24 protein-coding genes are annotated in these 25394 nt (G+C 65.5%); 17 read left to right on the top strand and 7 right to left on the bottom strand.

All coding sequences use genetic code 11. The features are described from left to right. Positions 1–116 precede the first annotated feature (116 nt). From MJ605_RS16240 to MJ605_RS16165, 16 genes are all read left to right on the top strand, one after another. Positions 117–500 (top strand): integrative conjugative element protein, RAQPRD family, encoded by a 384-nt coding sequence (locus MJ605_RS16240; RefSeq protein ID WP_023657226.1) that lies wholly within the window; start codon positions 117–119, stop codon positions 498–500. Continuing rightward, positions 497–730 carry a TIGR03758 family integrating conjugative element protein gene (locus MJ605_RS16235; protein WP_009459672.1) on the top strand — a complete coding sequence of 78 codons (234 nt, stop codon included), beginning with the start codon at positions 497–499 and terminating at the stop codon, positions 728–730. The genes MJ605_RS16240 and MJ605_RS16235 overlap by 4 nt, the downstream gene beginning before the upstream one ends. A gap of 16 nt (positions 731–746) precedes the next feature. Further along, entirely contained in the window at positions 747–1106 is a 360-nt protein-coding gene (locus tag MJ605_RS16230; RefSeq protein ID WP_012248080.1) for a TIGR03745 family integrating conjugative element membrane protein, read from the top strand. Positions 1107–1117: 11 nt separating this feature from the next. Beyond that, a complete protein-coding gene (locus MJ605_RS16225) occupies positions 1118–1516 on the top strand; it encodes a TIGR03750 family conjugal transfer protein (RefSeq protein ID WP_023103905.1) in 399 nt (132 codons plus the stop codon). Further along, complete coding sequence (locus MJ605_RS16220; protein ID WP_023657224.1) at positions 1513–2202, top strand: PFL_4703 family integrating conjugative element protein; 690 nt, start codon at positions 1513–1515, stop codon at positions 2200–2202. The genes MJ605_RS16225 and MJ605_RS16220 overlap by 4 nt, the downstream gene beginning before the upstream one ends. Next, positions 2199–3125 (top strand): TIGR03749 family integrating conjugative element protein, encoded by a 927-nt coding sequence (locus tag MJ605_RS16215; protein WP_023657223.1) that lies wholly within the window; start codon positions 2199–2201, stop codon positions 3123–3125. Before MJ605_RS16220 ends, MJ605_RS16215 begins: the two co-directional genes overlap by 4 nt. Continuing rightward, complete coding sequence (locus tag MJ605_RS16210) at positions 3115–4545, top strand: TIGR03752 family integrating conjugative element protein (protein ID WP_023657222.1); 1431 nt, start codon at positions 3115–3117, stop codon at positions 4543–4545. Before MJ605_RS16215 ends, MJ605_RS16210 begins: the two co-directional genes overlap by 11 nt. Further along, positions 4526–4966, top strand: a complete 441-nt coding sequence (locus tag MJ605_RS16205) for a TIGR03751 family conjugal transfer lipoprotein (protein ID WP_009459662.1) — start codon at positions 4526–4528, stop codon at positions 4964–4966. The genes MJ605_RS16210 and MJ605_RS16205 overlap by 20 nt, the downstream gene beginning before the upstream one ends. Further along, complete coding sequence (locus tag MJ605_RS16200) at positions 4966–7833, top strand: conjugative transfer ATPase (RefSeq protein ID WP_023657221.1); 2868 nt, start codon at positions 4966–4968, stop codon at positions 7831–7833. The genes MJ605_RS16205 and MJ605_RS16200 overlap by 1 nt, the downstream gene beginning before the upstream one ends. Before the next feature lie 13 nt (positions 7834–7846). After that, on the top strand, positions 7847–8611 hold the full coding sequence (locus MJ605_RS16195; RefSeq protein ID WP_023657220.1) for a DsbA family protein: 765 nt from the start codon (positions 7847–7849) through the stop codon (positions 8609–8611). Between the two features lie 178 nt (positions 8612–8789). Further along, entirely contained in the window at positions 8790–9284 is a 495-nt protein-coding gene (gene radC / locus MJ605_RS16190; protein WP_023657219.1) for a RadC family protein, read from the top strand. Positions 9285–9446: 162 nt separating this feature from the next. Next, positions 9447–9893, top strand: coding sequence for a TIGR03757 family integrating conjugative element protein (locus MJ605_RS16185; protein ID WP_023657218.1), 447 nt, complete (start codon positions 9447–9449; stop codon positions 9891–9893). After that, positions 9890–10837, top strand: a complete 948-nt coding sequence (locus MJ605_RS16180) for a TIGR03756 family integrating conjugative element protein (protein WP_023657217.1) — start codon at positions 9890–9892, stop codon at positions 10835–10837. The genes MJ605_RS16185 and MJ605_RS16180 overlap by 4 nt, the downstream gene beginning before the upstream one ends. A gap of 9 nt (positions 10838–10846) precedes the next feature. Next, the gene (locus MJ605_RS16175) at positions 10847–12241 is read left to right on the top strand and encodes an integrating conjugative element protein (RefSeq protein ID WP_023657216.1); all 1395 of its coding nucleotides are present in this window, start codon (positions 10847–10849) and stop codon (positions 12239–12241) included. A 5-nt stretch (positions 12242–12246) separates the two neighbouring features. Next, complete coding sequence (locus MJ605_RS16170) at positions 12247–12594, top strand: hypothetical protein (RefSeq protein ID WP_086247884.1); 348 nt, start codon at positions 12247–12249, stop codon at positions 12592–12594. Between the two features lie 15 nt (positions 12595–12609). Further along, complete coding sequence (locus MJ605_RS16165; RefSeq protein WP_023657215.1) at positions 12610–14130, top strand: conjugal transfer protein TraG N-terminal domain-containing protein; 1521 nt, start codon at positions 12610–12612, stop codon at positions 14128–14130. Between the two features lie 11 nt (positions 14131–14141). Here MJ605_RS16165 and MJ605_RS16160 read toward each other — a convergent pair whose 3' ends face one another. The 3 genes from MJ605_RS16160 to MJ605_RS16150 all read right to left on the bottom strand — a co-directional run bounded on the left by MJ605_RS16160 (position 14142) and on the right by MJ605_RS16150 (position 15864). Next, on the bottom strand, positions 14142–14507 hold the full coding sequence (locus MJ605_RS16160; RefSeq protein ID WP_023657214.1) for a DUF3742 family protein: 366 nt from the start codon (positions 14505–14507) through the stop codon (positions 14142–14144). Positions 14508–14592: 85 nt separating this feature from the next. After that, positions 14593–15225, bottom strand: coding sequence for an RES family NAD+ phosphorylase (locus tag MJ605_RS16155; RefSeq protein ID WP_023657213.1), 633 nt, complete (start codon positions 15223–15225; stop codon positions 14593–14595). Between the two features lie 12 nt (positions 15226–15237). Continuing rightward, a complete protein-coding gene (locus MJ605_RS16150; RefSeq protein ID WP_023657212.1) occupies positions 15238–15864 on the bottom strand; it encodes a hypothetical protein in 627 nt (208 codons plus the stop codon). 317 nt (positions 15865–16181) lie between these two features. Between MJ605_RS16150 and mobH the strand changes: the two genes are divergently transcribed. Beyond that, positions 16182–18020, top strand: coding sequence for a MobH family relaxase (mobH, locus tag MJ605_RS16145; RefSeq protein WP_023657211.1), 1839 nt, complete (start codon positions 16182–16184; stop codon positions 18018–18020). Positions 18021–18100: 80 nt separating this feature from the next. Here the strand turns inward: mobH and MJ605_RS16140 are convergent, their stop codons facing one another. Genes MJ605_RS16140 through MJ605_RS16125 form a run of 4 tightly spaced genes read right to left on the bottom strand, consistent with a single transcriptional unit; the run spans position 18101 to position 25376 of the window. Continuing rightward, a complete protein-coding gene (locus MJ605_RS16140; RefSeq protein WP_023657210.1) occupies positions 18101–20752 on the bottom strand; it encodes an excinuclease ABC subunit UvrA in 2652 nt (883 codons plus the stop codon). Positions 20753–20777: 25 nt separating this feature from the next. After that, positions 20778–22643 (bottom strand): Na+/H+ antiporter NhaA, encoded by a 1866-nt coding sequence (nhaA, locus tag MJ605_RS16135; RefSeq protein ID WP_023657209.1) that lies wholly within the window; start codon positions 22641–22643, stop codon positions 20778–20780. A 60-nt stretch (positions 22644–22703) separates the two neighbouring features. Next, complete coding sequence (locus tag MJ605_RS16130) at positions 22704–24017, bottom strand: replication-associated recombination protein A (protein WP_023657208.1); 1314 nt, start codon at positions 24015–24017, stop codon at positions 22704–22706. A gap of 51 nt (positions 24018–24068) precedes the next feature. Continuing rightward, positions 24069–25376 (bottom strand): NAD(P)/FAD-dependent oxidoreductase, encoded by a 1308-nt coding sequence (locus MJ605_RS16125; RefSeq protein WP_023657207.1) that lies wholly within the window; start codon positions 25374–25376, stop codon positions 24069–24071. Between the last annotated feature and the right edge of the window lie 18 nt (positions 25377–25394).

The raw sequence follows: 25394 nt of genomic DNA, 5'->3' as shown, positions 1-25394 counted from the left end.
GCATGCCACTCGGATCGGCGCATCAATCCGGGCACGGCTGGGTTCCTATTGTTTGCGGCCTGAAACAGCCCTGCTCTCCACGATCTAGCCATTGCTGATCACACAGGAATGGCGCGATGTTGGCTCCGATCTGGCTGCGCGCCGCGCATCGCGGCGTGCCCACTTTTCTCGTGACGGCCCTTGTGCTGGGCCAGTCCTCGATGGCGCTGGCCGAGTCTCCGGCACAACGCCAGGAACTGGCCGCTGCGTTGCGCCAGCTCGACGCGCTGGAGCGCACTGTCGCGCACAGCGCCACGCAGACCTCAGTCACACCGGGCGAGCGCTACCACTTCGACTACCCGAGGCTGCTGGCTGACCTGGCGCGCGTGCGCGCCGGCATCCAGGCCCATCTCACCCCGTCGCGCGCCCAGCCGCGCGACCCCTCCGAACTGGCCGGCGACTACCGCACGGAACGGGTCGTCCCGCCATCACAGCCGACGACCGCAGAGGCCAAGCCATGAACGGCGCCCAGGTCTCGGCATTTCAAGCCAACAGCGGCATCGCACCTTCAGCGATGGCGACCGTCCTGGTCGGCGTCGTGTTCGCGGTCCTGCTCGTCTGGGGCGTCTGGGCCATGCGAACGGCCTACGTGGGGTGGTCCGAGAGCCGCCTCAACCAACGCCAGTTCCTCGGCGTCTGCATCCGATTCGTCGCGATGTACCTCGTCCTGACTTTCTTCCTCCTCTCCTGACCTGAAAGGCATGACCATGCAAAACCGCATCCTCACTTCCCGTCTTGCCCAGCGCGCCGCCGTGGCCCTGGGTGCCGCTGCGCTGCCTGCGCTGTCGTTCGCGCAGGGTCTGCCGCAGTTGGAGAACCCGACCCGCGGCACGGGCAACGGCATCATGGAAACGATCAGGAACTACGGCTACGACATCATCATGCTCGTGGCCCTCCTGGTCGTGGCGTCGATGTTCATCGGCGTCTGCTACCACGCCTACGGGACCTACGCGGAAATCCACACCGGCCGCAAGACGTGGGGCCAGTTCGGCCTCACGGTCGCCATCGGCGCCGTCCTGCTCGTGATCGGCATCTGGCTGCTCACCGAAGCCACCGGCATCCTGTAAACGAGGCTGGTATGTCCGAGCAGCAGCACGTCCGTGCGGATGGGACCGTGACGTTCCTTCCGCACCGGCTCAACCGCCATCCCGTTGTCGTGCGCGGCCTCACCGCCGACGAGCTGTGGATCTGCTGCGGCTTGTCCGGCGCCGCCGGCCTGCTGGTCGGCGCGCCGCTGTCGTGGGTGTTCCGCACGATCGCGCTAGCTCCCACGTTCGTCGTCCTGGGCGTGGCCCTGGGCGTGTTCATCGGCGGCGGCATTCTTCGCCGCCTCAAGCGCGGGCGTCCCGACACCTGGCTGTATCGGCAACTGCAATGGCGCATTGCGACACGTCATCCACTGATGGCGGGCTGGGTGGGCGGCCATGTGCTGATCTCGCGTTCCGGCTTCTGGACCACCCGAAGGAGCGCGCGATGAGCCGCTTCAAGAACGAGATCACCCACCTTCAGGCGCACATCAAGACGCTTCGCCTGGGGGCTGGTGCCCTGGTCATCGTCGCCCTGGTCATGGGTGGCGGCTGGTGGAGCGCTCCGCGCGATCTGACCATCCACGTCCCGCCTGACCTGCGCTCCGGCAGTACCAGGAAGTGGTGGGAAGTGCCGCCCGAATCGGTCTATGCGTTCACGTTCTACGTGTTCCAGACGCTCAACCGCTGGCCGACGAATGGCGAAGAGGACTACGCGCGCAACCTCCACACGCTCTCGCCGTACCTCACCCCGTCCTGCCAGGCCTTCCTGCGCGCAGACTACGACTACCGCCGCAGCACGGGCGAGCTGCGCCAGCGCGTGCGCGGCATCTACGAAATCCCCGGCCGCGGCTACGGCGACGACCCCACGGCCCGCGTGCGCGTGGTTTCCGACCGCGACTGGGTAGTGACGCTGGACATCACCGCCGACGAGTACTACGGCGCCGAGCAAGTCAAGCGCGCTCTGGTGCGCTATCCCGTGAAGGTCACGCGGGTGGACGTCGATCCTGCCCGCAACCCGTTCGGCCTGGCGCTCGACTGCTATGAGGGCGCACCCCAGCGCATCAGCACGCCGGAGCCGACGCGCCCGGCGTCTGGCGGCCTGTCTCCGCAAGCGCCTCAAGGAGAAATCCCATGAAGCATCCTGTACTCACTTTGCTGGGGCTGTTGGCAGTGGCCGCGGCTCCCGCTGTTCAGGCGGTGGAGATCCTGCGCTGGGAACGCATGCCGCTGGCGGTGCCGCTGAAGGTCGGCCAGGAGCGCATCGTGTTTATCGACCGCAACGTCCGCGTGGGCGTGCCCGCGGGCGTGGGCGAGCGCCTGCGGGTGCAGAGCGCGGGCGGCGCGGTGTACCTGCGCGCCAGCGAGCCGATCGAGCCCACGCGGCTGCAATTGCAGGACGCCGACACGGGCGCGCTGATCCTGCTGGACATTGCGGCCGAGCCAGCGAAGGACGGGGAAGCCGAGCTGGAGCCGGTGCGCATCGTCGAGGGCAACAGCACCCCGGGGCGCTATGGCGATCAGCCCGGCGATGCCGACGAGGCCACGGCGCGCGCCCAGGACCACGCAGGCGCGAGGGCGGCGCGGCGCGAAACCCCGGTGCCGGTTGTCCTGACGCGCTTCGCCGCGCAGAACCTCTACGCCCCGCTGCGCACCGTGGAGCCGCTGCCCGGCATCATGCGGGTGAACCTGCGCCGTGACCTAGACCTCGGCACGCTGATGCCGACGCAGCCCGTGCGCGCGGTCGCGCTCGCGTCGTGGCGTCTGGAAGACCAGTGGGTCACTGCCGTGCGACTGACCAACAGCAGCAGCGGCTGGATCACCCTCGACCCGCGTGTGCTGCAGGGCGATTTCCTCACCGCCACCTTCCAGCACGAAGCACTCGGCCCGCGTGGGACGCCCGAGGACACGACTGTCCTGTACCTGGTGACGCGCGGGCGTGGCCTGGCGCAATCGCTGCTACCAGCGGTCAACCGCTTCGACCCGGCCGTGCATCTCCCGCAATCGGAAGCCAGTTCCCAGGATGGCACCGACCGCAAGGAGGTCCGCCATGCGCAGTAATGGACTCCTGAAGTGGCTGATGATCCCGGTTGCCGTGCTGGTGCTGTTCGTCGCCATCCGGCTGTTCTCGGGTGGCAGCACTTCGGCACCACCGACCGCGGACGCCGGCGCCAAGCTCACTCCAGCGGAAATGAAGGCGCTGGGCATCGAGGGCGATACCCCGCGCGACACCGTGGCGACGCTCGTTGCCCAAGTGAAGCAGTTGCGCACCGAGCTTCAGACCGCGCTCTCGGACAACAAATCCCAGCGCGAAGAGAACCAGCGACTGCGCCAGCGCGAGAACTCCATTGACCAGCGCATCAATTCGGCCCTCGACTCCGAGCGCACCAACCTGCGTCGCGACCAAGAGCAGGCAGCCAGCGCACGCCAGCAGACCGAAGGGCTACTTGCCGACCTGCAACGGCGCCTGGACAGTATCGGCGGACGTGGCGGCGGCCATGCCGACCTGCCGGTGGGTCTGGGGCTGCGTGACGGCGACGAGGCCGGCATGGAAGGCGGCGTGCGCTGGGTCGAACCCGACGATGCGAGGAAAGTCGAGGGGCGCAACAGCAGTCGTGGCACGGGTAGCGGCATGAGCTTCCCGACGAGCTTCGGCCCCGCGCAGAGCACGTTGGAAACCACGGCGGAAACCGTGGCGAACGCGGGCGCACGCGCCGCAGGCGTGAAGAGCGCCAAGGCGGTCTATACCGTACCGACCAATTCGACGCTGATGGGGTCGGTGGCGATGACGGCGCTGATCGGCCGCGTGCCGATCGACGGAACCGTCAACGATCCGTACCCCTTCAAGGTGTTGGTCGGATCGGACAACCTGACCGCCAATGGCATCGACATTCCCGACGTGGCCGGTGCCGTGTTCAGCGGCACCGCATCGGGCGACTGGACGCTCTCGTGCGTGCGCGGCCAGGTACGCAGCATCACCTTCGTCTTCCACGACGGCACGATCCGCACCATCCCCGAAGACCGCGACGGCAACCAGCAGAACAACCAGCAGCAGAACTCTCAAAGTGGAGGCCTGGGCTGGATCAGCGACCCATACGGCATTCCCTGCGTCAGCGGGGAGCGTCGCAGCAACGCCCAGCAGTACCTTGGCTCGCAAGCCCTGATTACCGCCGCCGGTGCCGGCGTCGCCTCGCTGATCGACAGCGACAGCGGCCAGATGTCCTACGTCGGCGCCGACGGCTCCATCGGCAGCGTCGGCATCTCGGGCAATGAAGCCGTGGGCCGCATCCTGGCCGGTGGCGTGCGCGACATGGCCGACTGGGTGAACAAGCTATACGGCCAGGCGTTCGCCGCCGTCTATGTCCAGCCCGGCGCGAAGGTCGCCGTCCACCTCGAAAAGCCGCTTGCCATCGACTTCGATCCCGAAGGCCGCAAGGTCGATCACCGCGCAGGAGAAAGCCATGCTCTCGAACTTGAATAAGGGCCTGGCGCTGGCCCTCGCCGTCGCGGTGCTCGGCGGCTGTGCCACCAGCAAGGAAAAGCTGCTCCCGCACGGCGACAGCACGATGATGGACATCTGGCAGCAGAACGCCGGCGACGGCAGCGGTGGCGCCGGCCAGGTGGCGCGCAGGCAATTGCTCGATGCACGCCAGAGCCTGCGCCGGCCGCTGACCGAGGCCGACGTGGAGGCCGCACCCGCCGAACAGATGCGCTACACGCGCACGGCGCGAAACGAGGTTTATCGCCAGTTCCACCGCCTGCCGAACCCCGACCTTGTCATGTATGTGTACCCGCACCTGGCGGGTACCGACCCCGTGCCGGTTCCGGGCTACACGACAGTCTTCCCCCTGTACCAGCGCGTGCAGTACGCCATGCCGGGCGAGCGCGTGGAGGACTACTGATGCGCTGGAAACTCCCTTGGCCGAAGCTGGCTGCATCCGATGGTGGCAATGACGAGCAGCCGGACGGCTGGCAGCGCCACGTCGAGGCGTTGCGCCAGGCCGGCATCGCCGAACCCGGAGCGACGATCCAGGGCCGCAAGCCGGCGACCGTGGCGGACGAGCAGGCGCTGTACGACGTCGCGCAGTCGTTCGCGGAGCTGCTGCCGTGGGTGGAGTTCCTGCCGCCGTCGAAGTCCATGCTGCTGGAGGACGGGCAATCGGTCGCAGCCTTCTACGAGCTGGTCCCGCTGGGCACCGAAGGTCGGGAGCCTGGCTGGCTCGCGCATGCCCGCGACGCGCTCGAAAACGCGCTCCAGGATTCGTTCGATGAGCTGGACGAGAACCCCTGGGTGCTCCAGCTCTACGCCCAAGACGAACCCAGCTTCGACCAGTACATGCAGACCCTGCGCAACTACGTGCAGCCGCGCGCTCGCGGCACGGCCTTCACCGAGTTCTATCTTCGCTTCTTCGGCCACCACCTGCGCGCGGTGGCCAAGCCCGGCGGCCTGTTCGAGGACACGGTGGTCACGCGGTTGCGCTGGCGCGGCCAGACGCGGCGCGTGCGCATGGTGGTCTATCGCCGGGCCACCGGTCAGGCGAACCGCCGTGGCCAGACACCCGAGCAAATGCTGAACATCGTCTGCGATCGCCTTTGCGGCGGCCTGGCGAACGCCGGCATCCAGGCCCGGCGCATGGTCGCGGCCGATGTTCACGACTGGTTGCTGCGGTGGTTCAACCCACGGCCAACGATGCTCGGACCAAGCGCTGAGGATCGAGAGCGCTTCTATGCGCTGGCCCGCTATCCCGACGAGGTGGAGGAAGGCGAGATCGAGCTGGCGAGTGGTCGGGATTTCAGCCAACGGCTGTTCTTCGGTCAGCCTCGCTCCGATGCCGGGCACGGCACCTGGTACTTCGACGGCATGCCGCACCGTGTGCTGGTCACCGACCGACTACGCATGCCGCCCGGTACGGGACACCTGACTGGCGAAACCCGCAAGGGCGATGCGATCAACACGCTTTTCGATCAGATGCCCGAAGACACCACGATGTGTCTGACCATGGTGGCGACGCCCCAGGACATCCTCGAATCGCACCTGAATCACCTGGCGAAGAAGGCTGTCGGCGAAACACTGGCATCGGAGCAGACGCTCAAGGATGTGCAGGAGGCGCGCTCGCTCATCGGCAGCGCGCACAAGCTCTACCGCGGCACGCTGGCCTTCTATCTGCGCGGACGCGACGAAGCCGAGCTTGACAGGCGCGGCCTGGACCTCGCCAACGTGATGCTCAACGCGGGGTTGCAGCCCGTGCGCGAGGACGATGAAGTCGCGCCGCTCAACAGCTACCTGCGCTGGCTACCGTGCTGCTACAACCCTGCGCAGGATCGGCGGAACTGGTTCACCCAACTGATGTTCGCCCAGCATGTGGCGAATCTCTCGCCGGCGTGGGGTCGCAGCCAGGGTACGGGCCATCCGGGCAACACGTTCTTCAACCGCGGTGGCGGGCCGATCACGTTTGATCCGCTGAACCGCTTGGACAGGCAGATGAACGCCCATCTGTTCCTATTCGGCCCCACCGGCTCGGGCAAGAGCGCAACGCTCAACAACCTCTTGAATCAGGTCACGGCCATCTACCGGCCGCGGCTGTTCATCGTGGAAGCCGGCAACAGCTTCGGTTTGTTCAGCGACTTCGCCAAGCGCCTGGGTCTGACCGTAAACCGAGTCAAGCTGGCTCCTGGCTCAGGCATCAGCCTGGCGCCGTTCGCCGACGCTCGCCGGCTGATCGAAACGCCCAGCAACGTGCAGACGCTTGATGCCGATGCACTGGATGATGAATTGCCAGCCGATTCCTCGGTCATGGAGGAGGACGAGCAGCGCGACGTGCTGGGTGAACTGGAGATCACGGCACGGCTGATGATCACAGGCGGCGAGGACAAGGAAGAAGCTCGGATGACGCGGGCCGATCGCTCGCTGATCCGCCAGTGCATCCTCGATGCCGCCGAGCACTGCGTGGCCGAGAAACGCACGGTGCTCACGCGCGACGTGCGCAACGCGCTGCGCACGCGCGGCCAGGACCCGACGCTGCCCGAGATGCGGCGCGTGCGGCTGCTGGAGATGGCGGACGCGATGGACATGTTCTGCCAAGGCACGGACGGCGAGATGTTCGATCGCGATGGCACGCCGTGGCCCGAGGCCGATATCACCCTGGTGGATCTCGCGACCTATGCTCGGGAGGGCTACAACGCGCAGCTCTCCATCGCCTACATCAGCCTGATCAGCACGGTGAACAACATCGCCGAGCGCGACCAGTACCTGGGCCGTCCGATCATCAATGTGACCGACGAAGGCCACATCATCACGAAGAACCCGCTACTCGCGCCCTACGTCGTAAAAATTACAAAAATGTGGCGCAAGCTAGGGGCCTGGTTCTGGCTGGCTACACAAAATATCGACGATCTGCCGCGTGCCGCGGAGCCCATGCTCAACATGATTGAGTGGTGGATCTGCCTGTCGATGCCGCCCGATGAGGTCGAGAAGATCGCACGCTTCCGCGAACTCTCACCCGCGCAGAAAGCGCTGATGCTTTCTGCGCGCAAGGAGGCGGGGAAATTCACCGAGGGCGTCATCCTCTCCAAGAGCATGGAAGTGCTGTTCCGCGCCGTGCCGCCCAGCCTGTACTTGGCGTTGGCGCAGACCGAACCCGAAGAGAAGGCCGAGCGCTACCAGCTCATGCAGCACTACGGCTGCACCGAACTGGAAGCGGCCTTCAAGGTGGCCGAGAAGATCGACCAGGCGCGCGGCATCGAGTCGCCGGCCCTGGAACTGTCGTAAGACGGAGAACGCCATGGAACAGAAACGTCCTTCCATTCCGATGCAGGTCCAGGCGTTCCGCCGCCGCAACGGGCGGCCCCGCTGGCCCTGGGCATTGGCTGCTGTGCTGGTCGCGCTGCTGCTGATCTGGCTTGTGTCGAGATCGCCCGGCGAATCCCCGCCGCAGCCGCCCACGCCGGTCAGCATGGCACCGGTGGCCGGGCCGCCCTGGCTAATGGGCAACCCCAAAGGCCGTTTCACGCTGACGCTCTATGCTGACCTGGAGTGCCCGTTCTGCCGGGAGTATTTCCCGCAGCTCAAGCGGTGGGTGGGCACCAACGCCGACGTGGCGCTGCAATGGCACCACCAGCCGCTGGCCGCGCACGAGCCGGCTGCGTCGGCCGAGGCACGTCTGGCCGAATGCGCAGCCGAAGCTGGCGGGCATGCCGCGTTCTGGCAGGCGGTCGAATGGGTCTATGCCCACACGCGCAGCGACGGCCAGGGCTTGCCGGATGGCTTGCGCTACCCCGAATCGACGCCAGCCATCGAGCAGTGCATGTCAAGCGAAAGACCCAGTGCGGCTATCCGCGCCCAGGCTGCGGAAGCCACCAAGAGCGGCGTAACCGCCACGCCATCACTGCGCCTGCTCGATCGCCAGACGGGCCAGGCCATCCTGCTGCAGGGGCCGATCGAGGGCGATGCCTTGCTGTCAGCCATGGACATGCTGGCGGCTGACGGTTCGACCAACACACCCACATCCGAAATGCCTGCCGACGTCGTCGGCGACATGCCCAGGTAGCCCCGGTCTTCAAGGCTACGGCGCAGTCCTCTGCGCTGACCGCGACTCGTTCGCCTTGCATCCTGGCCGCGAACGGTCACCGCAATCGCGGTGATGGATGCACCTTTTCATTCTCATCCCCAGGAGGGCTTGCCCTCGGGGGCGCGCGCCCTCCGATCTCACCGTCTGGAGGTTCGCCATGTCTTTCGCCATCAATGACTCCTGTGTGGAGTCGCTTTCCGCCGTAGCTGCCCAGCACGAGGACTGGATCATCCGGCAGGCCATCGTGCTGCTGGAAAAACGGATCTTCAAAGCTGGACCGTGCCTCAGCCGGCCGGCCGCCGTGCGGGACTATCTGCGCGTGAAACTGGTCGCTGAACCCAACGAGATATTCGCCGCTGTGTTCCTGGACAGCATGCACCAAGTGCTGGCCTACGAGCCATTGTTCAGGGGCACGATCAACTCGACTTCTGTTTATCCACGTGTCGTCGTACAGCGTGTGCTGGAGTTGAACGCCGCCGCGGTGGTCTTCGCGCACCAGCACCCCTCGGGCATCTCCGAGCCGTCGAGCGCGGATCGCGTGCTGACCCAGCAACTGCAGGCCGCGCTGGCGCTCATCGATGTACGGGTACTGGATCACATCATCGTAGGCCAAGGTTCCCCGTTCTCCTTTGCGGAGTCAGGCCTGCTGTAACGGTCGCATTGCTTCATTGATCCTCGCGGAGGCTTCGGCCTCCGTTTTTTTATTGGCGCGGGACAAGCAGGTATGCGGGCAGCCCGCGATGCGCATTGTTTGTTGGGGTGGCATCGGGTTCGCGTTTGACTATGGCCCTGATCAACTTTCGGGGCACGCGACATGCCGGCATCCTTTTCCACGTTCGCGCCGGGCTGGCGAACCCTTGGCCTGGTCGTGGCGCTGCCGGCGTCCCTGGCCGTGTTCAGCCCCGTCACCTTCGCCGCCGACGTACTGGTCGTCACCGACAGCCACCACCCGGTCAAGACCATGGGCGGCGAGCGGCTGATCGAGCTGGACGAAGCCCGCCGGATTGAAGCGGAGCTTTCTGCTGAACTGCCCGCCGCCCCCGAACAGGCGGCGGCCACCGTCAAGCGTCGGCTGAACCAAGGCGGCGCCGACCTACAGCGCCGCATCGCTTCCGCATACCAAGGCGTCACCGACGCATGGAGCCTGGGCATCACCAGCATCCCGGCTGTCGTGGTGGATCAGCGCTACGTGGTCTATGGCGAGCCGGATGTGGCCCGCGCCGTCGCGCGCATTGAGCAGCGTCGGAGGGCCCAGCCATGAAGCGGCCATTCGACCTTATGCGCCGCATGCGGGCTGGCGTGGCTTCCTTGCTGCTGCTCAGCGCCACGGGTAGCTACGCCTTGAACACCACCGCCATCGTTGCCTCGGTGGCCTCGCCCGATTGCTTGGAGTACCGGGTGGTGGGTATCTGCTACTGGCTCTACTGCACCTGGGGAGGCTGCACGGTGCGCACCTCTGTCAAGGTGCACCACTACATTCCCGATGCGGTCGTCTCCAGCTACAGCAACACGGGCGAGAACCCGTGGGTCGAAGTCCGGGCGATGAGTACGGCCAACCCGTCCGCCCAAGCGGGCGGCGATGGAACGACGAACGAGGATCACGAAAACAATCTCGCGAAATTCAAGAACGCCGACGTGATCGGCCATCCCGGCGTCGAGGTGTTCAACCAGTTTGTTTCGTCCTCGGGCTACTTCTGCGAGGGCGCGGGAACGGCATTCATGCCGTATCTGCTCAGCACCTTGGACACGCTTGCCTGGCGCTACAACGTGCCCGAGATGGCCTACCCGGAGGCATTGATTCCCGGCATGCGCGAGGTCGGCGCACGCACCACGATGAACCTTTGGGGCAACGTGTATCCCCGCGGCGGCTTCCTACACCAGACCGACGACCACAAATCGGGAGCCGTGGTGGCCCAGCGTGCGGGCGATGTCGTCACGCGCCGCGGGCAGTTGCACGTGTACCAGCCGTTGCTTGCCAATGCCCGCGATGGCTACTGGCCCGCCGGCGCGCTGATGGAGGGTGATGCCTCGACTGGCAAGTGGCAGGAACTCACGCCCGTCCTGTCCTCGTCCTGCACGGTTTTCCCACGCACCGGCTTCCTGACCCAGGCCCAGCAAGGCGACTACGCCTGGGCGCTGTGGCGGCCGTATGCCTGCTGCGAACGCCGTGGACAGGTGTTCCTTGGCAGCGTTGATTTCCTTTGAGGTGTCGCGATGAAGCGTTCCGACTCTATGCAGTTCTCCCCACCGGCTCGTGGCAAGAGGATCTGTTTGGCGCTTACCGGCGCGTTGGTTCTGGCAAGCGGCGTGGCCTGGGGCCAACTGGGCTACCAGACCAGCGGCAACGTCATCGGCGATGACGTCATGTACTCCATCGGCGGCGGCAGCGCCGTTTCGATGGGCCGCGCAGCCGGCATGCGCTCGCTCGGCGTGGGTGTCGGCTGGAACAGCAATCTGATCTGCGGCGACATGAGCATCCAGACCACGTTGAAGAATCAACTCAACGGTGTCACCAATGGCTTTCAGCAGATCATGTCCTCGGTGATCCAGAGTGCTACGAGTGCTGTGGCGTCCCTGCCGGCGTTGATCATCCAGCGGGCAGATCCAGGCCTCTACAACCTGCTCACCAACGGCGTTCTGCAAGCGCGGCTGGATTTCGACCGCTCGAAGCTGACGTGCCGCGCCATGGCCGAAAAGATGGCCGAAACGGCGGGCGGCCAACTCGGCTGGAGCCAGATGGCCGAAGGCATGGCGTTGCGTGATGCAGTGTCGAGCACGGATGCCGTCTCGGCCATCGAGCAGGCCGAGACGCGCCGTGGCAACGATGGCGTGCCCTGGGTCGGGGGAAGCAACGCCGGCGGCTCCGGTCAGCCCGCGATCAAGGTGGTCGGTGACGTCACCCGCGCGGGCTACAACCTGGTCAATGGCCGCGGGGTGACCGACACGTCGGCAATCGCTCCGGCCAGTTGCACGAGCCTGTCGTGCCAAACCTGGACCACGCCGCAGGCGGCCATCGAGTGGGCAACACGGGTGCTCGGCGAGAAGGAGCAGCGCACCTGCGACGCCTGCACCAAGACGGAGACGGTGCCCGGCGTCGGGCTGACGCCCCTGATCCAGGAGGAGTACGACGCCAAGCTGCAGGCGCTCCAGGACCTGGTCTCCAAGGCGAAGAACACGACGCCCGAAAACCTGCGGGAGGCCGGCAGCGCGTCGCTGCCCATCACGCGCGGCGTGGTCGAGGCACTGCGCGACGAGCCGGACCAGCACCTGCTGTCGCAGCGCCTGGCGTCCGAGGTTGCGCTGGCGTCGGTGCTGGAGAAGGCGCTACTGCTGCAACGCACGCTGCTGACCGGCAAGAAGGAGCCCAACGTGGCGGCCAACCAGCTCGCCGTGGAGGCGGTGAACCACGAGAGCGACACGCTCGATCGCGAGATTCGCAACCTCAAGACCGAGCTGGAGCTGCGCCGGGAGCTGGCGAACAACTCGCCTATGGCGATCATCCAGCGCCACGGCACGCGCGCGGCGGGCTCGCGTGGCATCTACGAAGGCGATCCAGTGCCTGACCGCCTCGATCAGTTGCAGAAGGGCAATCCGGGAGGCCGGCCATGAGCCTGATGCGTGCGACCTGGCTACGCCCGCGCTGGCTGTTCAGCCGGCGCGCAGCGAAGGCGCTGCTGTGGACGGTGGTACTCGCGGCCGTCGCCGTGAGCGCCAACATCGTTGGCATCTACCTCGTCGGAAGCGTCGCGGGCTGGGAGCGTTGGCTGGCGGCAGCAGCGGGCTACTTCCTGGTCTGGCGGCTGTGCCTGTATGGCGCGACGGCCTACGGCTGGGTCTGGATGCGTCGCCGGCTGCTTGCGCGTGAGGACGACGCGCAAGCGCGGCGCCGCCTGGTACGCAGCGAGATCGCCGGCGTCGTTGCCATCGTGGCGCTTGAAGCCAGCCTGTTGATGCAGGGTTGACGGGAGGTCCGAGCCATGACGCTTTTCACGACCGACTACCTGGAGTACTACCTGACCCTGGTGTCCTGGATCGTCAACAACGGCATCTGGGCGGTACTGGTATCCAGCGGGGTATTCGCACTGCCCTTCGTGGCGATCATCGTGCAGGAATGGCTCAAGGCCCGTGCGGAGGGTGCCGACGAAGGCAACAAGGGCGTGCTCTCGGCCGCACGCATCGAGAACCGGGTGTTCGTCGCCATCGTAGTGGTGATGTTCGCCGGCATCCCCTTCATCGACGTGGACCTCAACACCATTCAGTACGACAGCTCGCGGTCGGCCCAGTGCCAGGTCAGCGTGCCGCAGCCCACGGATACCGGCTGGTCCCAGTCCTTCAGCACCATCAACAACCAGAGTGCCAAGGTGCCGGTCTGGTGGGCCTTCATGCACGCGCTCTCGCGCGCCGTCACCAGCGCCTCGGTGGCGGCAATCCCGTGCGGGACAGACCTGCGACAAATGCGCATGGAGATCGACGCTACCCGCATCAACGACCCGGTGCTGGCTCAGGAAGTGGCCGATTTCACACACGACTGCTACGGACCTGCACGCGCTAAATTGTTCATGGCGCGGCCGGAGCTGGACGAAGCTCAAATGAACGACGTGACCTGGATCGGTTCGAGGTTTTTCACGGACACCGGCGGCTACTACGACAGCTACCGTTCCGGCACGGCGCGCGAGTCATGGCCCTATGACGACACCCGCGACGCAGGGCTTGCGCAGGTGGCCAGTGGCGGCGGTTACCCGACCTGCAGGCAGTGGTGGGCCGATGGCAGCAACGGCCTGCGGGCACGGTTGCTGAGCCAGGTGGACCCCAGCCTGTTGAATCGCTTGGCGGGCTGGGCCGGGTTCCTGAGCCGTACCGAGGTGGACGATTCGGTGGTCCGTACCATCGCGTCACCGCGACAGCAGAAGCTCAACCAAGGTTCGGTCTATACCGACTACGGCGGCCAGATCGACAAGACCCTGCCGAACATCGTGACGCGGGCCACGGGGGATGCAGGAATGGCGGTCGGGGCACTTGCCGCATTTCCCGCCATGGACGTGGTGCGCCAGGCGCTGCCCATGGTGCTTGCCTTGCTCAAGATGGCACTGGTCATCTGCATCCCGCTGGTGCTAGTCGTGGGCACCTATGACCTGAAGACGGTCGTCACCGTCAGCGTCGTGCAGTTCGCGCTGTTCTTCACCGATTTCTGGTTCCAACTCGCACGCTGGATCGACAGCACCATCCTCGATGCGCTCTATGGGTGGGGCTTCGGATGGAACCGGCCACACACTAACTTCGATCCACTGGTGGGGCTGAACAATGCCTTTGGCGACCTGCTCCTGATGTTCGTCATGGGCACGATGTTCCTGGTCTTGCCGGGCTTTTGGCTTGCGAGTCTTACCTGGGTTGGGATTCGGGCCGGGCACGTCATCCAGGGGCTTTCAGATGGCAGCAAGAGCGCCGGCCAAGCAGGCGGTAAGGGCGCTGGGGCCCTTACCGGAGGTAAACTGAAGTAGCGCGGTGCCGATCAGTCGTCGGTGTACAACTCGTGCGACGTATCGTTGTACAGATTGGGATCGTAGCCGGGTGTCTTGCGCAGTTCGGTGAGGTCGGTGAACGGCCACTCGTCTTCTTCCGCGGTATTGGCAGCCGCCGCCCATCCCGCCACCACGACTCCCAGCAACACGAGTGCGAACCAGAAGGCGGCGTAGAGCAGCGCGCCCAGCACAGCCAGCTTGACCGCCCACAGCAACACTGTGGCACCAACCGAAGGCACCCCTTTGGCCACCAACCAATTCGATACCCGCCGTTCGCCACGCGCATAGGCACGCCATCCACGGCCAAAGGCGCGGCCGATACGTTCTGCGGTGCTGGTGCGGGTTGTGGTGTTCATGGTCGTCTCCTGCTACTGAGGAATGCCTATTCCAGTGTGCTCCACTTCATTCCGTTTCGGGCTTCCAATGTGTCTTCCCGCTGCTTCAGGACGCTTCGTCATCCGGTTCTATCGGCCCGGGGTCGGGTTCCACGCCGATGCGGTAGGTGGCAACGAAACGCGGCCAGTCCACATGGTCAACCAGATCGATGTCCTCGATGACGCTGACCTTCGTTCCCGCACGCTCGAACAGGGCGATGCTCTTGGCGGGATAGTTGTTGCGCGACGGATAGAGTACCCCGTCAAACAGAGGTTGGCCGTCGTCGCCGACCATCGCATGCACATGAGCGGACACCTGCTGCGTGTGCGTGTAGCCACGGCTGGCCAACTGCTCCAGGTTCAGGCCAAAGTAGCCCGCCATGACGCCTGGTGCCGTGAGATCGGCCAGAAGCACGTCGGCCATCACCCCTACGGCGCGCACCATCCTGCTCTGGACTTCTTTCAATGCGATCGAGCGCTTCGCGTCATCAAGCCACTGATGCTTGTGAAACACCGACTCCATCAGCGCCGTGGGCAGGTCGCGCCCCAGGTAGAGCACGCCGTAGGCCTGGGCAGGGTCGTCGTAGCGATTGGTGCTGCTGCGGCCATAGTACAGCGGGCTGCCCCGATAGACGACGCGGCTCACATGCTGGAGCAGTTCACCGGCATCGATCAGGAACGAAGGCAGCTCGTGGCTCATGGCAGTCTCGCTTCAATGCACCTGAACGCCCAGCACGTTGAACACGGCCTCGGCCACGTCGTCGATCGTGCCATGCGTCACCGCGTCCACCGGCGAGCGACCGCCCAAGCCTTCGAGCGGTTCGGACAGTGCGCGGTAGATCGTCCAGTGATCGATACCCTCGACCTCCTGAAGCACGGTTTGGGTCAACTGCTGCTTCACCGGGTCGAGCTGCCAGTCGGGCAGCTTCTGACCGCGCGGCCCCACGTTCAGCGCCAGCAGCCGACGCGCGAGGATGTCCTTGTAGATCTGCTGGCGCGACTTGTCCGCCAGCTTGGCGAACTCTGCGGGCGGCAGGTTGTGCGGCTGGTTGAAGGTTTCCAGCAGCACGGCACGGCCTCGCTGGACGTCGGTTTCATTCGGTGCCCAGCGCGTGTCGGCGCGCAGCGCGGCCGCCTTGCGTGCAAGGGCCTGCCCAACGGTCTCCCCCTCCAAGTTGGCGGGCAGTGTCACCGCTTCCACACGCTCGTGGACGAACGCCTGCAACTCGGCCGCGAAAGCCGTGGCATCCCGGATTTCGACGGTATCCGCGAAGCGGCGTACATCTTCCACCGTGACGCGCGGCAGACGGTCGGCAATGAATTCAATGGCAGTGGGCATGGTCATCTCCCGAGTAGGTTAGGCACAGGCTTCACTCTAGTCGCCTTTGTCGCGTTTGTCAACTTTGACGCCTAGAGAGCAACCTACCCGGCGGAAGCAGCGCCTTCGCAGCATAGACCGAGGCCGGCGCCTGGTCGCCGTCCAATGCATTCGAGCTGGTTCCACATTGACGGTGGAGCCGCGGTCCAGGCCCCGCTATACCGAAACGGTTAAAGGCCAAAGGGTCGAAATGGCAAGGGAATGGGGTGCAAGGGGAAAGGCCCTACCTCGAAAAGGCCAAAAGGCCTCCCGGTCGGCCCGTCATTAGGACACCTCACATGCTCTCCCTGTTCCAGCGAAAACGGCCCCCGGTCGCTGCCGCACCGACGCCACCACCCGTCACCGACCTCCCGAAAGGGCTGCTGCGTCCTGAGTCGGCCGCATCGCTGCTGGCCACCCCACGCCGGCAGAAGCTGCTGGAGCACATCTGGCAGCGCACGTCGCTCTCACGCCGGCAATTCGCCACCCTGTACCGCACGCCCCTGGAACGCTACGCCGAACTGGTCCAAGCCTTTCCGGCCTCCGAGGCGCATCACCATGCCTATCCGGGCGGCATGCTCGATCACGGCCTGGAGATCGTGGCCTACAGCCTGAAACTGCGGCAGTCCCATCTGCTGCCCATCGGTGCCAGTCCCGAAGACCAGGCGGCGCAGTCCGAAGCCTGGACCGCCGCCGTCGCCTATGCTGCGCTGCTCCACGATATTGGCAAGATCGCCGTCGATCTACACGTCGAACTGGCCGACGGCAGTACTTGGCATCCGTGGCATGGCCCGCTGCACCAGGCGTACCGATTTCGCTACCGTGACGACCGCGAATACCGCCTGCACAGCGCCGCAACAGGCTTGCTCTATCGCCAACTGCTCGACCGCCACGTCCTGGACTGGCTCAGCGACTATCCGGCTCTCTGGGCACCGCTGCTCTATGTGCTGGCCGGTCAGTACGAACATGCCGGTGTACTAGGGGAACTCGTCGTGCAAGCAGACCGGGCGTCGGTGGCCCAGGAGCTGGGCGGCGATCCGGCGCGCGCCATGGCCGCGCCCAAGCACGCACTGCAACGCAAGCTGCTGGACGGGTTGCGCTACCTGCTCAAGGAACAGTTGAAGCTGAACCAGCCGGAAGCCTCCGATGGCTGGCTCACCGAGGATGGTTTGTGGCTGGTGAGCAAGACGGTCTCCGACAAGCTACGCGCACACCTCCTGTCTCAGGGGATCGATGGCATTCCTGCTAACAACACCGCCGTGTTCAACGTGTTGCAGGACCACGGCATGCTCCAGCCCACCTCGGACGGCAAAGCGGTCTGGCGCGCGACCGTGACCAGCACGACCGGCTGGTCCCATTCGTTCACCCTGTTGCGTCTCGCTCCCGCGCTGATCTGGGAGTCTGGCGAGCGACCAGCACCTTTCGCAGGCACGGTAGAGATCGACGCGACGCCCGCGGAAAACGACGCCAGCATGTCGGCTCCCGCGCCAACCGTCTCGGTGAACCCAGCGCAGGGAGGTCAAGAGCCTCCAATTTGGGAGGGCGACAGCACCACCATCGTTTCACCGCCCGCGGCCCAGCCCGTGCCCGACGTCATGGAGGACTTGCTCGCGATGGTGGGCCTCGGTGAGTCGGCCGACGTTGGTCAGGATGCCGAAGAGTTCCTCCACCCTCCCGCGCCAGCAACAGCCGCGACGTCCATTCCATCACCTGCACCCGCGCCTACACCTGAGTCATCGGCAACGAAGCCATCCGGGGAACAGTTCATGGTTTGGCTGAAGCAGGGAATCACCTCACGACGGCTCATCATCAACGACGCGAAGGCGCTCGTGCATACGGTGAATGACACGGCCTACCTGGTCAGCCCGGGTGTGTTCCAACGCTATGCGCAAGAGCATCCCGAAGTGGCCGCGCTCGCCAAGCAGGAGAATCAACAGGATTGGCAGTGGGTGCAGAAGCGCTTCGAGAAGCTGCTGCTACATCGCAAGCACCCCAATGGCCTGAACATTTGGACCTGTGAAGTCACGGGCCCGAGGAAGTCCCGCCGACTGCATGGCTACCTCCTCGAAGATGGGTGCTTGGCATTCCCCGAAATACCGCCCAACAATCCCTATCTTGCTCTGACTCAGGAAGGATGACGCGATTCGGGCATTGATCGCCACCGTCGTTTGGCGACGATCAATGCCCCGCGAAAGCTGGCAACATTTGGCGAACTGAGTTACTCGGCCCGCGCCAACTCCTGTGCAAGGAACGGAGCGGTTCGGCTGCCAGACGTTCGGGCCACCTGCTGAGGGGAGCCCGCCACCACGATGCTGCCGCCGGCAGCGCCTGCACCAGGCCCCACGTCGATCACCCAATCGGCCTGAGCCACCGCGCGCATGTCGTGCTCGATCATCACCACGCTATTGCCGGCATCGACCAGGCGCTGCAACTGCACCAGCAGCCGGTCGGCATCCGATGCATGCAGCCCGGTGGTCGGCTCGTCGAGTACGTACAGGCTTCGGCCGCGCTGGCTGCGCTGAAGCTCGGTCGCCAGCTTGATGCGCTGCGCCTCGCCACCGGAAAGTTCCGTGGCCGGTTGCCCCAGGCGCAGATAGCCCAATCCGATATCGCGCAGCAATTGCAGGGGGCGGGCCACGGCGTCTTCACCCGCAAAGAATTCGCTGGCTTCGTCCACGGTCATCTGCAGCACCTCGGCGATGTTGCGCCCGTTCCATTGCACCTTCAGCGTGGCCTCGTTGTAGCGTGCGCCATGGCACGTCGGGCACGGCGCGTACACGCTGGGCATGAACAGCAGCTCCACACTGACGAAGCCCTCGCCCTCGCAGGTCTCGCATCGCCCCTTAGCCACGTTGAACGAGAAGCGCCCGGCGTCATAGCGGCGGCGTCGCGCATCGGGCGTGGCGGCGAACAGCTTGCGCACGTGGTCGAACAGACCGGTGTAGGTGGCCAGGTTGGACCGGGGCGTGCGCCCGATCGGCTTCTGGTCCACCTGCACCAGGCGCTGTATGGCGTCCACGTCGCCCGCCAGATGACCGCCAGTCGCTTCGATCACTGCCGGCCCTTCGCTGGTGGCGCTTTCGGCCGCGTCGTCCTCGGGCTCGTGGCCCAGGTGCAGCAGCACCAACTCGGGCAGGGCCTGCGCGACGAGGCTGGACTTTCCCGAGCCGGAGATGCCGGTGACGGCCGTCAGCACGCCCAGCGGAATGCGTGCGTCCACGCCATGCAGGTTGTGGCGGTGGACGCCCTGCAGCTCCAGCCAGCCGGTCGCTTCGCGTGCCCGGCTCCCCGGCGCGGGGATCTCGTCGAACAGGTAACGGGCGGTGCGCGATTCGGCAATCTTGCGCAGGCCATCCGGCTCGCCACTGTAGAGCACGCGGCCGCCACGCTCCCCGGCATCCGGCCCGACATCCACTAGCCATTGCGCGCGGCGCATCAGTTCCAGGTCGTGCTCCACCACGAACACCGAGTTGCCGGCGTCGCGCAGCCGATCGAGTGCGTCGTACAGGGCCTGGCTGTCGGAGGGGTGCAGCCCCGCCGAGGGCTCGTCGAGCACGTACACGACGCCGAACAGCAGGGAACTCAATTGCGTAGCCAGCCGCAGGCGTTGCAACTCGCCAGCCGAAAGCGTCGGCGTGGCCCGGTCCAGCGTCAGGTAGCCCAAGCCCAGCCCGCGCAGTTGGCGCAGGCGTGCCATCACGCCACCGGCCAGGCGCTGCGCGGCGAGGCGCTTTTCTTCCGACAGCGCGGAGGTGCGGCGCACGTCGGGCGATACCGCGTGTACGGCACGACCGGAGGCCGCGCGTTGGGCACGGTCGCGCCGGGTCGCTTCCTTGTCCGTAGCCGCCCCCGCTGCATGGGCGCGGAAATCACCCTGGGCAATGGGTTCGAGCAAGGCCGCCAACTGGTCCAGCGGCATCTGCATGAACGCGCCGATGTCCACGCCGGCGAAGGTGACCGACAACGCCTCGGGCTTGAGCCGCTTGCCGTGGCAGGTGGGGCACGGCTTGCCCTCCATGAACCGGGACACGCGCTTTCTCATCAGCGCGCTCTGGGTGTTGGCAAAGGTGTGCAGCACATACCGGCGAGCACCGGTGAAGGTGCCCATGTAGCTCGGCTCCATCTTGCGCTTGAGCGCGGCGCGGGTTTCGGCGGGCGTGAAGCCGGCGTACACCGGCACCGTCGGTGTTTCCTCGGTGAACAGAATCCAGTTGCGGTCCTTCTTCGGCAGATCCTTCCATGGCCGGTCAACGTCATATCCCATGCTGACCAGGATGTCGCGCAGGTTCTGGCCTTGCCAGGCGGGGGGCCAGGAGGCGATCGCCCGCTCGCGGATGCTCAGGGAGGGATCGGGCACCATGATGGCCTCGGTCACCTCGTACACATGGCCCAGGCCGTGGCAGGTCGGGCACGCTCCCTGCGGCGTGTTAGGCGAAAAATCCTCGGCGTACAGCATCGGCTGGTTGGCTGGGTAGGCGCCGGCGCGCGAATACATCATCCGCACCAGGCTGGACAGGGTGGTCACACTGCCCACGGAGGAACGCGCGTTGCTGGAGCCACGCTGCTGCTGCAGCGCCACCGCCGGCGGGAGGCCGTCGATCGCATCGACGTCGGGCACGCCGGCCTGGTCGATCAATCGCCGCGCATAGGGGGCCACCGACTCGAAGTAACGTCGCTGAGCCTCGGCATAGATGGTGCCGAAGGCCAGCGAGGACTTCCCGGAGCCGGAGACTCCCGAGAACACCACGAGCGCGTTACGCGGGATGGAAACGTCCACCTCTTTGAGGTTGTTCTCGCGCGCCCCGCGCACCTGCACGAGGCCGCTGGCCGCAGCGGTACAAGAGGATTCACCGAAAGAATTGTTTGGCATGTTCTTATCCTGTAGTTCGTCCCGCTCAGGACGGGACTTCCTGAGTTCGTGGGCCGCGGCGACTGGCTTCGAGCGCTGCGGTGACAGTGCGGGCGTCGTAGCTGCCGCGCAGACGACGACCCTCGACGAAGAACGTCGGCGTGGCGTGCGCACCGCTGGCGACCGCACTGGCGAGGTCGCGCTCGACACGCTCGATCACCGCGGTGCTGTCGAGATCCGCGATGAACCGTTCGACGTCGAGCCCAAGCTCGGCGGCGTAGCCGATCAGATGCTCGCGCTCCAGCGCATGCTGACGGGTGAACACGAAGTCCAGCCACGGCCAGAACATCCCCTGGTTCGCCGCTGCCTCGGACGCCCGCGCGGCGATCGGCCCGTGCGGGTGGTGCGGCAGATGGCGCACCACATACCGCAGGTCGTCCCCGAAGTGGGCGCGCAGATCGTCCCAGGAACCGGTGGCGTGCGCACAGTACGCGCACTCGAAGTCCACGTACTCGACGAGTGTGAGCTGGGCGTCCTCCGGCCCGCGGATGTGATCGATCTCCGGATCGACCGGTGGCTCAAGCACCATCGGCAGGTCAGCGGTCTTCTCACCCCACCGCTTGGCGGCGACCTTGAAGATCAGCCACCCGAGCAACGTGGCGAACACCATCGACACGAGCACGCCGACCGTCGCCTGGCGGCCCAGGTCGGAGGTCGTGCCGAACGCGAGCCCGATGATCAGCAGCGACACGGTGAAGCCGATCCCGGACAGTGCCGCACCACCGAACACGCTCCCCACCCCGACGCCCTCGGGCAGCCGGCCCAGGCCGAGACGGACGGCGACGAGCGTGATGAGCCCGATGCCCAGGAGCTTGCCGAGCACGAGCCCTGCGATGACGCCCCACGTGACTGGCGAGCCGAAGGCCTCGGCGAGCAGCCCGCCACGCACGTCCACTCCGGCGTTCGCCAAGGCGAACACCGGCACGATCAGCAGCGCCGTCGGCAGCCGCAGGAACTCGTGCAATCGCTCGTTCACCGAGATACCCCGGGACAGCCCGCAGTCCACCGCGCGGGCCGATGCGGCACTCGGAGACTGCCAGAAGTCGCGGAACAGTTGTTTTGCCGCGACGACCTTGTGACGTTGCGTCGCGTAGGCAGGGATCAGCAGCCCCGCGGCCATCCCGGCGAGAGAGGCATGAATGCCGGAGTACACGGTTGCGAGCCACAGCATGATCACGATCAGCACATACGGCATTGCCCGCCACTGGCGGGTGCGCCCTAGCCACCACAACGCAACGAGACTGGCGAGGGCGATCAACAACGGGACGATCCGAATCTCCTCGCTATAGACGATGCCGATGATGGACACGGCGAGGAAGTCATCGACCACGGTCAGGGTGAGCAGGAACACGCGCAACTGACCGGATAGCCGCGGGCCGACGATCGCCAGGGTGCCCAGCATGAATGCCGTATCGGTGCCGACCACCGCCCCCCACCCGTGCAGGCCTTCACTTCCGGCCAGCCCCACGATCAGGACATACACCAGCGCGGGAAGCACGACACCTGCGACACCCGCGATCAGAGCGAGACGGGCACGGCTGCGGTCCCTGAGCGATCCGTGGGCGAACTCCTGACGCACCTCCAGGCCGATCAGGAAGAAGAAGACCACCATCAGGCCGTCGTTGACCCAGTGATGCAGATCCATGTGCAGGCCCAGCGGCCCGAAGTCAAACCCGACGTCCAGGTGCCACAACGCGAAATAGGCATCGGATAGCGGCGAGTTCGCCCACGCCAGCGCCACGACCGTGACGATCACCAGCAGCACCGCAGCACCAGACTCCGTGCGCAGATAGCGGGCAACGCGTCCCCGGCTGATATTCGCCGAGGATGCACCGAAAGAAGTGGCTGACATGTTCTTATCCTGTTCCTGTAGTTCGTGAAGTCGCGATGAGCCGGTTTCGGAGGCGACCGGTCAGGCGTCCGCCTCTGGCAGCGTCCCATCATCCAGCGAGCGCAGCCAAGTAAGCCTTTCTCCCAGCCTGCGCTCAACACCTCTGTCCGTTGGCTGATACCAGCCCGGCCGCGCCACGCCCTCGGGAAAGTAGCTTTGCCCAGCGGCATAGCCGTTGGGCTCGTCATGGGCATAGCGGTAGCCTTCGTGATACCCCATCTGCTGCATCAGCTTCGTCGGCGCATTGCGAAGATGGAGAGGCACAGGCAGGGAGCCGCTGTTCTTGACGAAGGCCTTCGCCTTGTTCCAGGCGGCATAGGCAGCGTTCGACTTGGGGGCGGCAGCAAGGTAGGTCGCCGCGTGGGCAATCGGTATTTCGCCTTCGGGGGAACCCAGCCTCTCATAAGCCAGCGCGGCATTGAGCGCCAGTTGCAGCGCCTGCGGGTCGGCATTGCCGATGTCTTCGCTGGCCACCACGATCATGCGGCGCGTCACCTGGCTGACGTCGCCGCTGCCGTCGAGGATGCGGGCCAGCCAGTACAGGGCCGCGTCGGGGTCGGAGCCCCGCAGCGACTTGTGGAAGGCGGAGAGCTGCCAGTAGAACTCGTCGCCGCCCTTGTCGAACCTGCGCAGTGATGGGCTGGTGGACAGTTTGGCAAACTCGCCATCGACCACGGCCTTGCCCGCGCCCGACGCAGCATTCGTCACCTGCTCAAGCAGATTGAGGAAGCGCCTGCCATCGCCATCGGCAAAGCCCTTGAGCAGATCCAGCGCGTCCGCGTCCAACGTGACGCCCTGGAGATGCGGCAGTGCGCGTTCGTAGAGCTGGTTCAGTTCGTCGCCGGACAGCGGTTCGAGGGTATAGACCTGCGCGCGCGAGAGCAGAGCGGAATTGACCGCCAGCCCCGGATGCTCGGTCGTCCCCCCCACCAGGGTCAGGAGCCCCGACTCGACATGGGGCAGTAGGGCATCCTGCTGCGCCTTGTTGAAGCGATGGATCTCATCGACGAAAAGCACCGTCGATCGACCATGGTTGTCCAGTTCTGCCTGGGCCTCGTCGATGGCTTGCCGGATGTCCTTCACCCCGGCAAGCACGGCCGAGATGGCGATGAATCGGCTGTCGGTCGCACTGGCGGCCAGGCGCCCCAGTGTGGTCTTGCCCACGCCTGGCGGCCCCCAGAGGATGAACGAGTGCAACTTGCCCGCCTCGAACGCGAGACGAAGCGACTTGCCGGGGCCGAGCAAGTGCCGTTGCCCGACGAATTCATCCAGCGTCTTGGGCCGCAGGAGTTCGGCCAAGGGAGGCTTGGGCTTTGTCGTGAATAGATCGGTCAAGTTCCTCTCCCTGGTATTTCTGATAGTTGACGTTCCGATAAGGTGGGCACCTCAATCCAGAGAGCCGGATTTATCCAACGCCGTGGGCTCTTTGTCGCTAATCGCATGCATGATGATGCGAGAGCCGCGGTAGCCGATGCTATGGTTCCATACCCAGCTCAACGCGACGCTGAGACGATTTCGCGTACCGATCAGAAAGTAGATATGCGCGAGCTTCCAGATCCACCACGCAAAGGCTCCACGCAGCTTAACCCGCCCCATGTCAATTACGGCCAGGCTGCGGCCGATGGTGGCCAGGTTCCCCTGATGCCGGTATTTGAAAGGCCCGTCAGCGGGCTTGCCTTGCAAACGCCGTCCAATGAGGTTGGCGACGTACTTGCCTTGCTGTTTGGCGGCGGGGGCGATGCCCGGTACGGGCTTCCCATCAGCCATGGTGCACGAGGCGGTATCGCCGATGGCGAAGACCTCCGGGCGACCGGCCACCGTCAGGTCGGGACCAACGACCACTCGACCCGCACGATCAGACGCAGCACCCAACCAGCGAGCCGCGGGAGACGCCTGGACGCCGGCGGCCCAAACGATGGTCTTGGCCGAAAGAGGCTTGCCGCCATACACCACGCCGTCGGCCGAGCATTCGGTGACCGGCGTACCCAGCACGACCTCGACCCCGAGCTTTTCGAGTGCCTGGCGCGTATAGGCCGAAAGATCCTCTGGAAAGACGGACAACAGACGCGGGCCCGCCTCGATCAGTACAACCCGGGACGTGCTCGGGTCGATCGAGCGGAAGTCACGCGCCAGCGTGTCTCGTGCAAGCTCGGCGATGGTCCCGGCCAATTCAACCCCGGTGGGACCACCACCGATGATGACGAACGTCTGCAGCGCGGCACGCTGCTGAGGATCGCTCGTGCGCTCGGCCTCCTCGAAAGCCGCGAGGATTCGGCCTCGAATGGTCGTGGCATCTTCCAGCGTCTTCAACCCCGGCGCGAAAGCCCCCCATTCGTCGTGTCCGAAATAGGCATGGGTAGCACCTGTCGCGAGTACGAGCGTGTCGTAGGTTTGGCGCGAGCCATTGTTGAGAATGACCTGACGCGCGTCCTGGTCGATACCTTCCACTTCCGCCATCAAGGTGTTCACTTCCGGGCGATTTCGGAATAGATAGCGAATAGGCCAGGCGATCTCGGATGTCGAGAGAGATGCCCCTGCGACCTGGTAAAGCAGCGGCTGGAACAGGTGATGATTGCGCCGGTCGATGATCGTCACATCGACCTCGGCACCAGCAAGCTGGTTGGCAACCTCGATCCCGCCGAAGCCCGCTCCGATAATGACGACGTGATGTCGGTTTTTGGAGGTCTTTGTCATGACCTGATCTCCTCTCTC

Source organism: Dyella sedimenti, from assembly GCF_022760995.1.
GTDB lineage: Bacteria > Pseudomonadota > Gammaproteobacteria > Xanthomonadales > Rhodanobacteraceae > Dyella > Dyella sedimenti.
The sequence above is the reverse complement of the archived record's forward strand: the minus strand, read 5'-3'. Positions and strand labels throughout refer to the sequence as shown.

What these genes read in the sequence shown, in the direction of transcription:
- MJ605_RS16175 (WP_023657216.1), top strand. Translation starts at nt 10,847, where the DNA reads ATGAAGCGTTCCGACTCTATGCAGTTCTCCCCACCGGCTCGTGGCAAG.
- MJ605_RS16170 (WP_086247884.1), top strand. Translation starts at nt 12,247, where the DNA reads ATGCGTGCGACCTGGCTACGCCCGCGCTGGCTGTTCAGCCGGCGCGCA.
- MJ605_RS16125 (WP_023657207.1), bottom strand. Translation starts at nt 25,376, where the DNA reads ATGACAAAGACCTCCAAAAACCGACATCACGTCGTCATTATCGGAGCG.
- MJ605_RS16225 (WP_023103905.1), top strand. Translation starts at nt 1,118, where the DNA reads ATGTCCGAGCAGCAGCACGTCCGTGCGGATGGGACCGTGACGTTCCTT.
- MJ605_RS16180 (WP_023657217.1), top strand. Translation starts at nt 9,890, where the DNA reads ATGAAGCGGCCATTCGACCTTATGCGCCGCATGCGGGCTGGCGTGGCT.
- MJ605_RS16140 (WP_023657210.1), bottom strand. Translation starts at nt 20,752, where the DNA reads ATGCCAAACAATTCTTTCGGTGAATCCTCTTGTACCGCTGCGGCCAGC.
- MJ605_RS16150 (WP_023657212.1), bottom strand. Translation starts at nt 15,864, where the DNA reads ATGCCCACTGCCATTGAATTCATTGCCGACCGTCTGCCGCGCGTCACG.
- radC (WP_023657219.1), top strand. Translation starts at nt 8,790, where the DNA reads ATGTCTTTCGCCATCAATGACTCCTGTGTGGAGTCGCTTTCCGCCGTA.
- MJ605_RS16155 (WP_023657213.1), bottom strand. Translation starts at nt 15,225, where the DNA reads ATGAGCCACGAGCTGCCTTCGTTCCTGATCGATGCCGGTGAACTGCTC.
- MJ605_RS16240 (WP_023657226.1), top strand. Translation starts at nt 117, where the DNA reads ATGTTGGCTCCGATCTGGCTGCGCGCCGCGCATCGCGGCGTGCCCACT.
- MJ605_RS16235 (WP_009459672.1), top strand. Translation starts at nt 497, where the DNA reads ATGAACGGCGCCCAGGTCTCGGCATTTCAAGCCAACAGCGGCATCGCA.
- MJ605_RS16230 (WP_012248080.1), top strand. Translation starts at nt 747, where the DNA reads ATGCAAAACCGCATCCTCACTTCCCGTCTTGCCCAGCGCGCCGCCGTG.
- MJ605_RS16210 (WP_023657222.1), top strand. Translation starts at nt 3,115, where the DNA reads ATGCGCAGTAATGGACTCCTGAAGTGGCTGATGATCCCGGTTGCCGTG.
- MJ605_RS16165 (WP_023657215.1), top strand. Translation starts at nt 12,610, where the DNA reads ATGACGCTTTTCACGACCGACTACCTGGAGTACTACCTGACCCTGGTG.
- mobH (WP_023657211.1), top strand. Translation starts at nt 16,182, where the DNA reads ATGCTCTCCCTGTTCCAGCGAAAACGGCCCCCGGTCGCTGCCGCACCG.
- MJ605_RS16205 (WP_009459662.1), top strand. Translation starts at nt 4,526, where the DNA reads ATGCTCTCGAACTTGAATAAGGGCCTGGCGCTGGCCCTCGCCGTCGCG.
- MJ605_RS16200 (WP_023657221.1), top strand. Translation starts at nt 4,966, where the DNA reads ATGCGCTGGAAACTCCCTTGGCCGAAGCTGGCTGCATCCGATGGTGGC.
- MJ605_RS16185 (WP_023657218.1), top strand. Translation starts at nt 9,447, where the DNA reads ATGCCGGCATCCTTTTCCACGTTCGCGCCGGGCTGGCGAACCCTTGGC.
- MJ605_RS16195 (WP_023657220.1), top strand. Translation starts at nt 7,847, where the DNA reads ATGGAACAGAAACGTCCTTCCATTCCGATGCAGGTCCAGGCGTTCCGC.
- MJ605_RS16220 (WP_023657224.1), top strand. Translation starts at nt 1,513, where the DNA reads ATGAGCCGCTTCAAGAACGAGATCACCCACCTTCAGGCGCACATCAAG.
- MJ605_RS16215 (WP_023657223.1), top strand. Translation starts at nt 2,199, where the DNA reads ATGAAGCATCCTGTACTCACTTTGCTGGGGCTGTTGGCAGTGGCCGCG.
- nhaA (WP_023657209.1), bottom strand. Translation starts at nt 22,643, where the DNA reads ATGTCAGCCACTTCTTTCGGTGCATCCTCGGCGAATATCAGCCGGGGA.
- MJ605_RS16160 (WP_023657214.1), bottom strand. Translation starts at nt 14,507, where the DNA reads ATGAACACCACAACCCGCACCAGCACCGCAGAACGTATCGGCCGCGCC.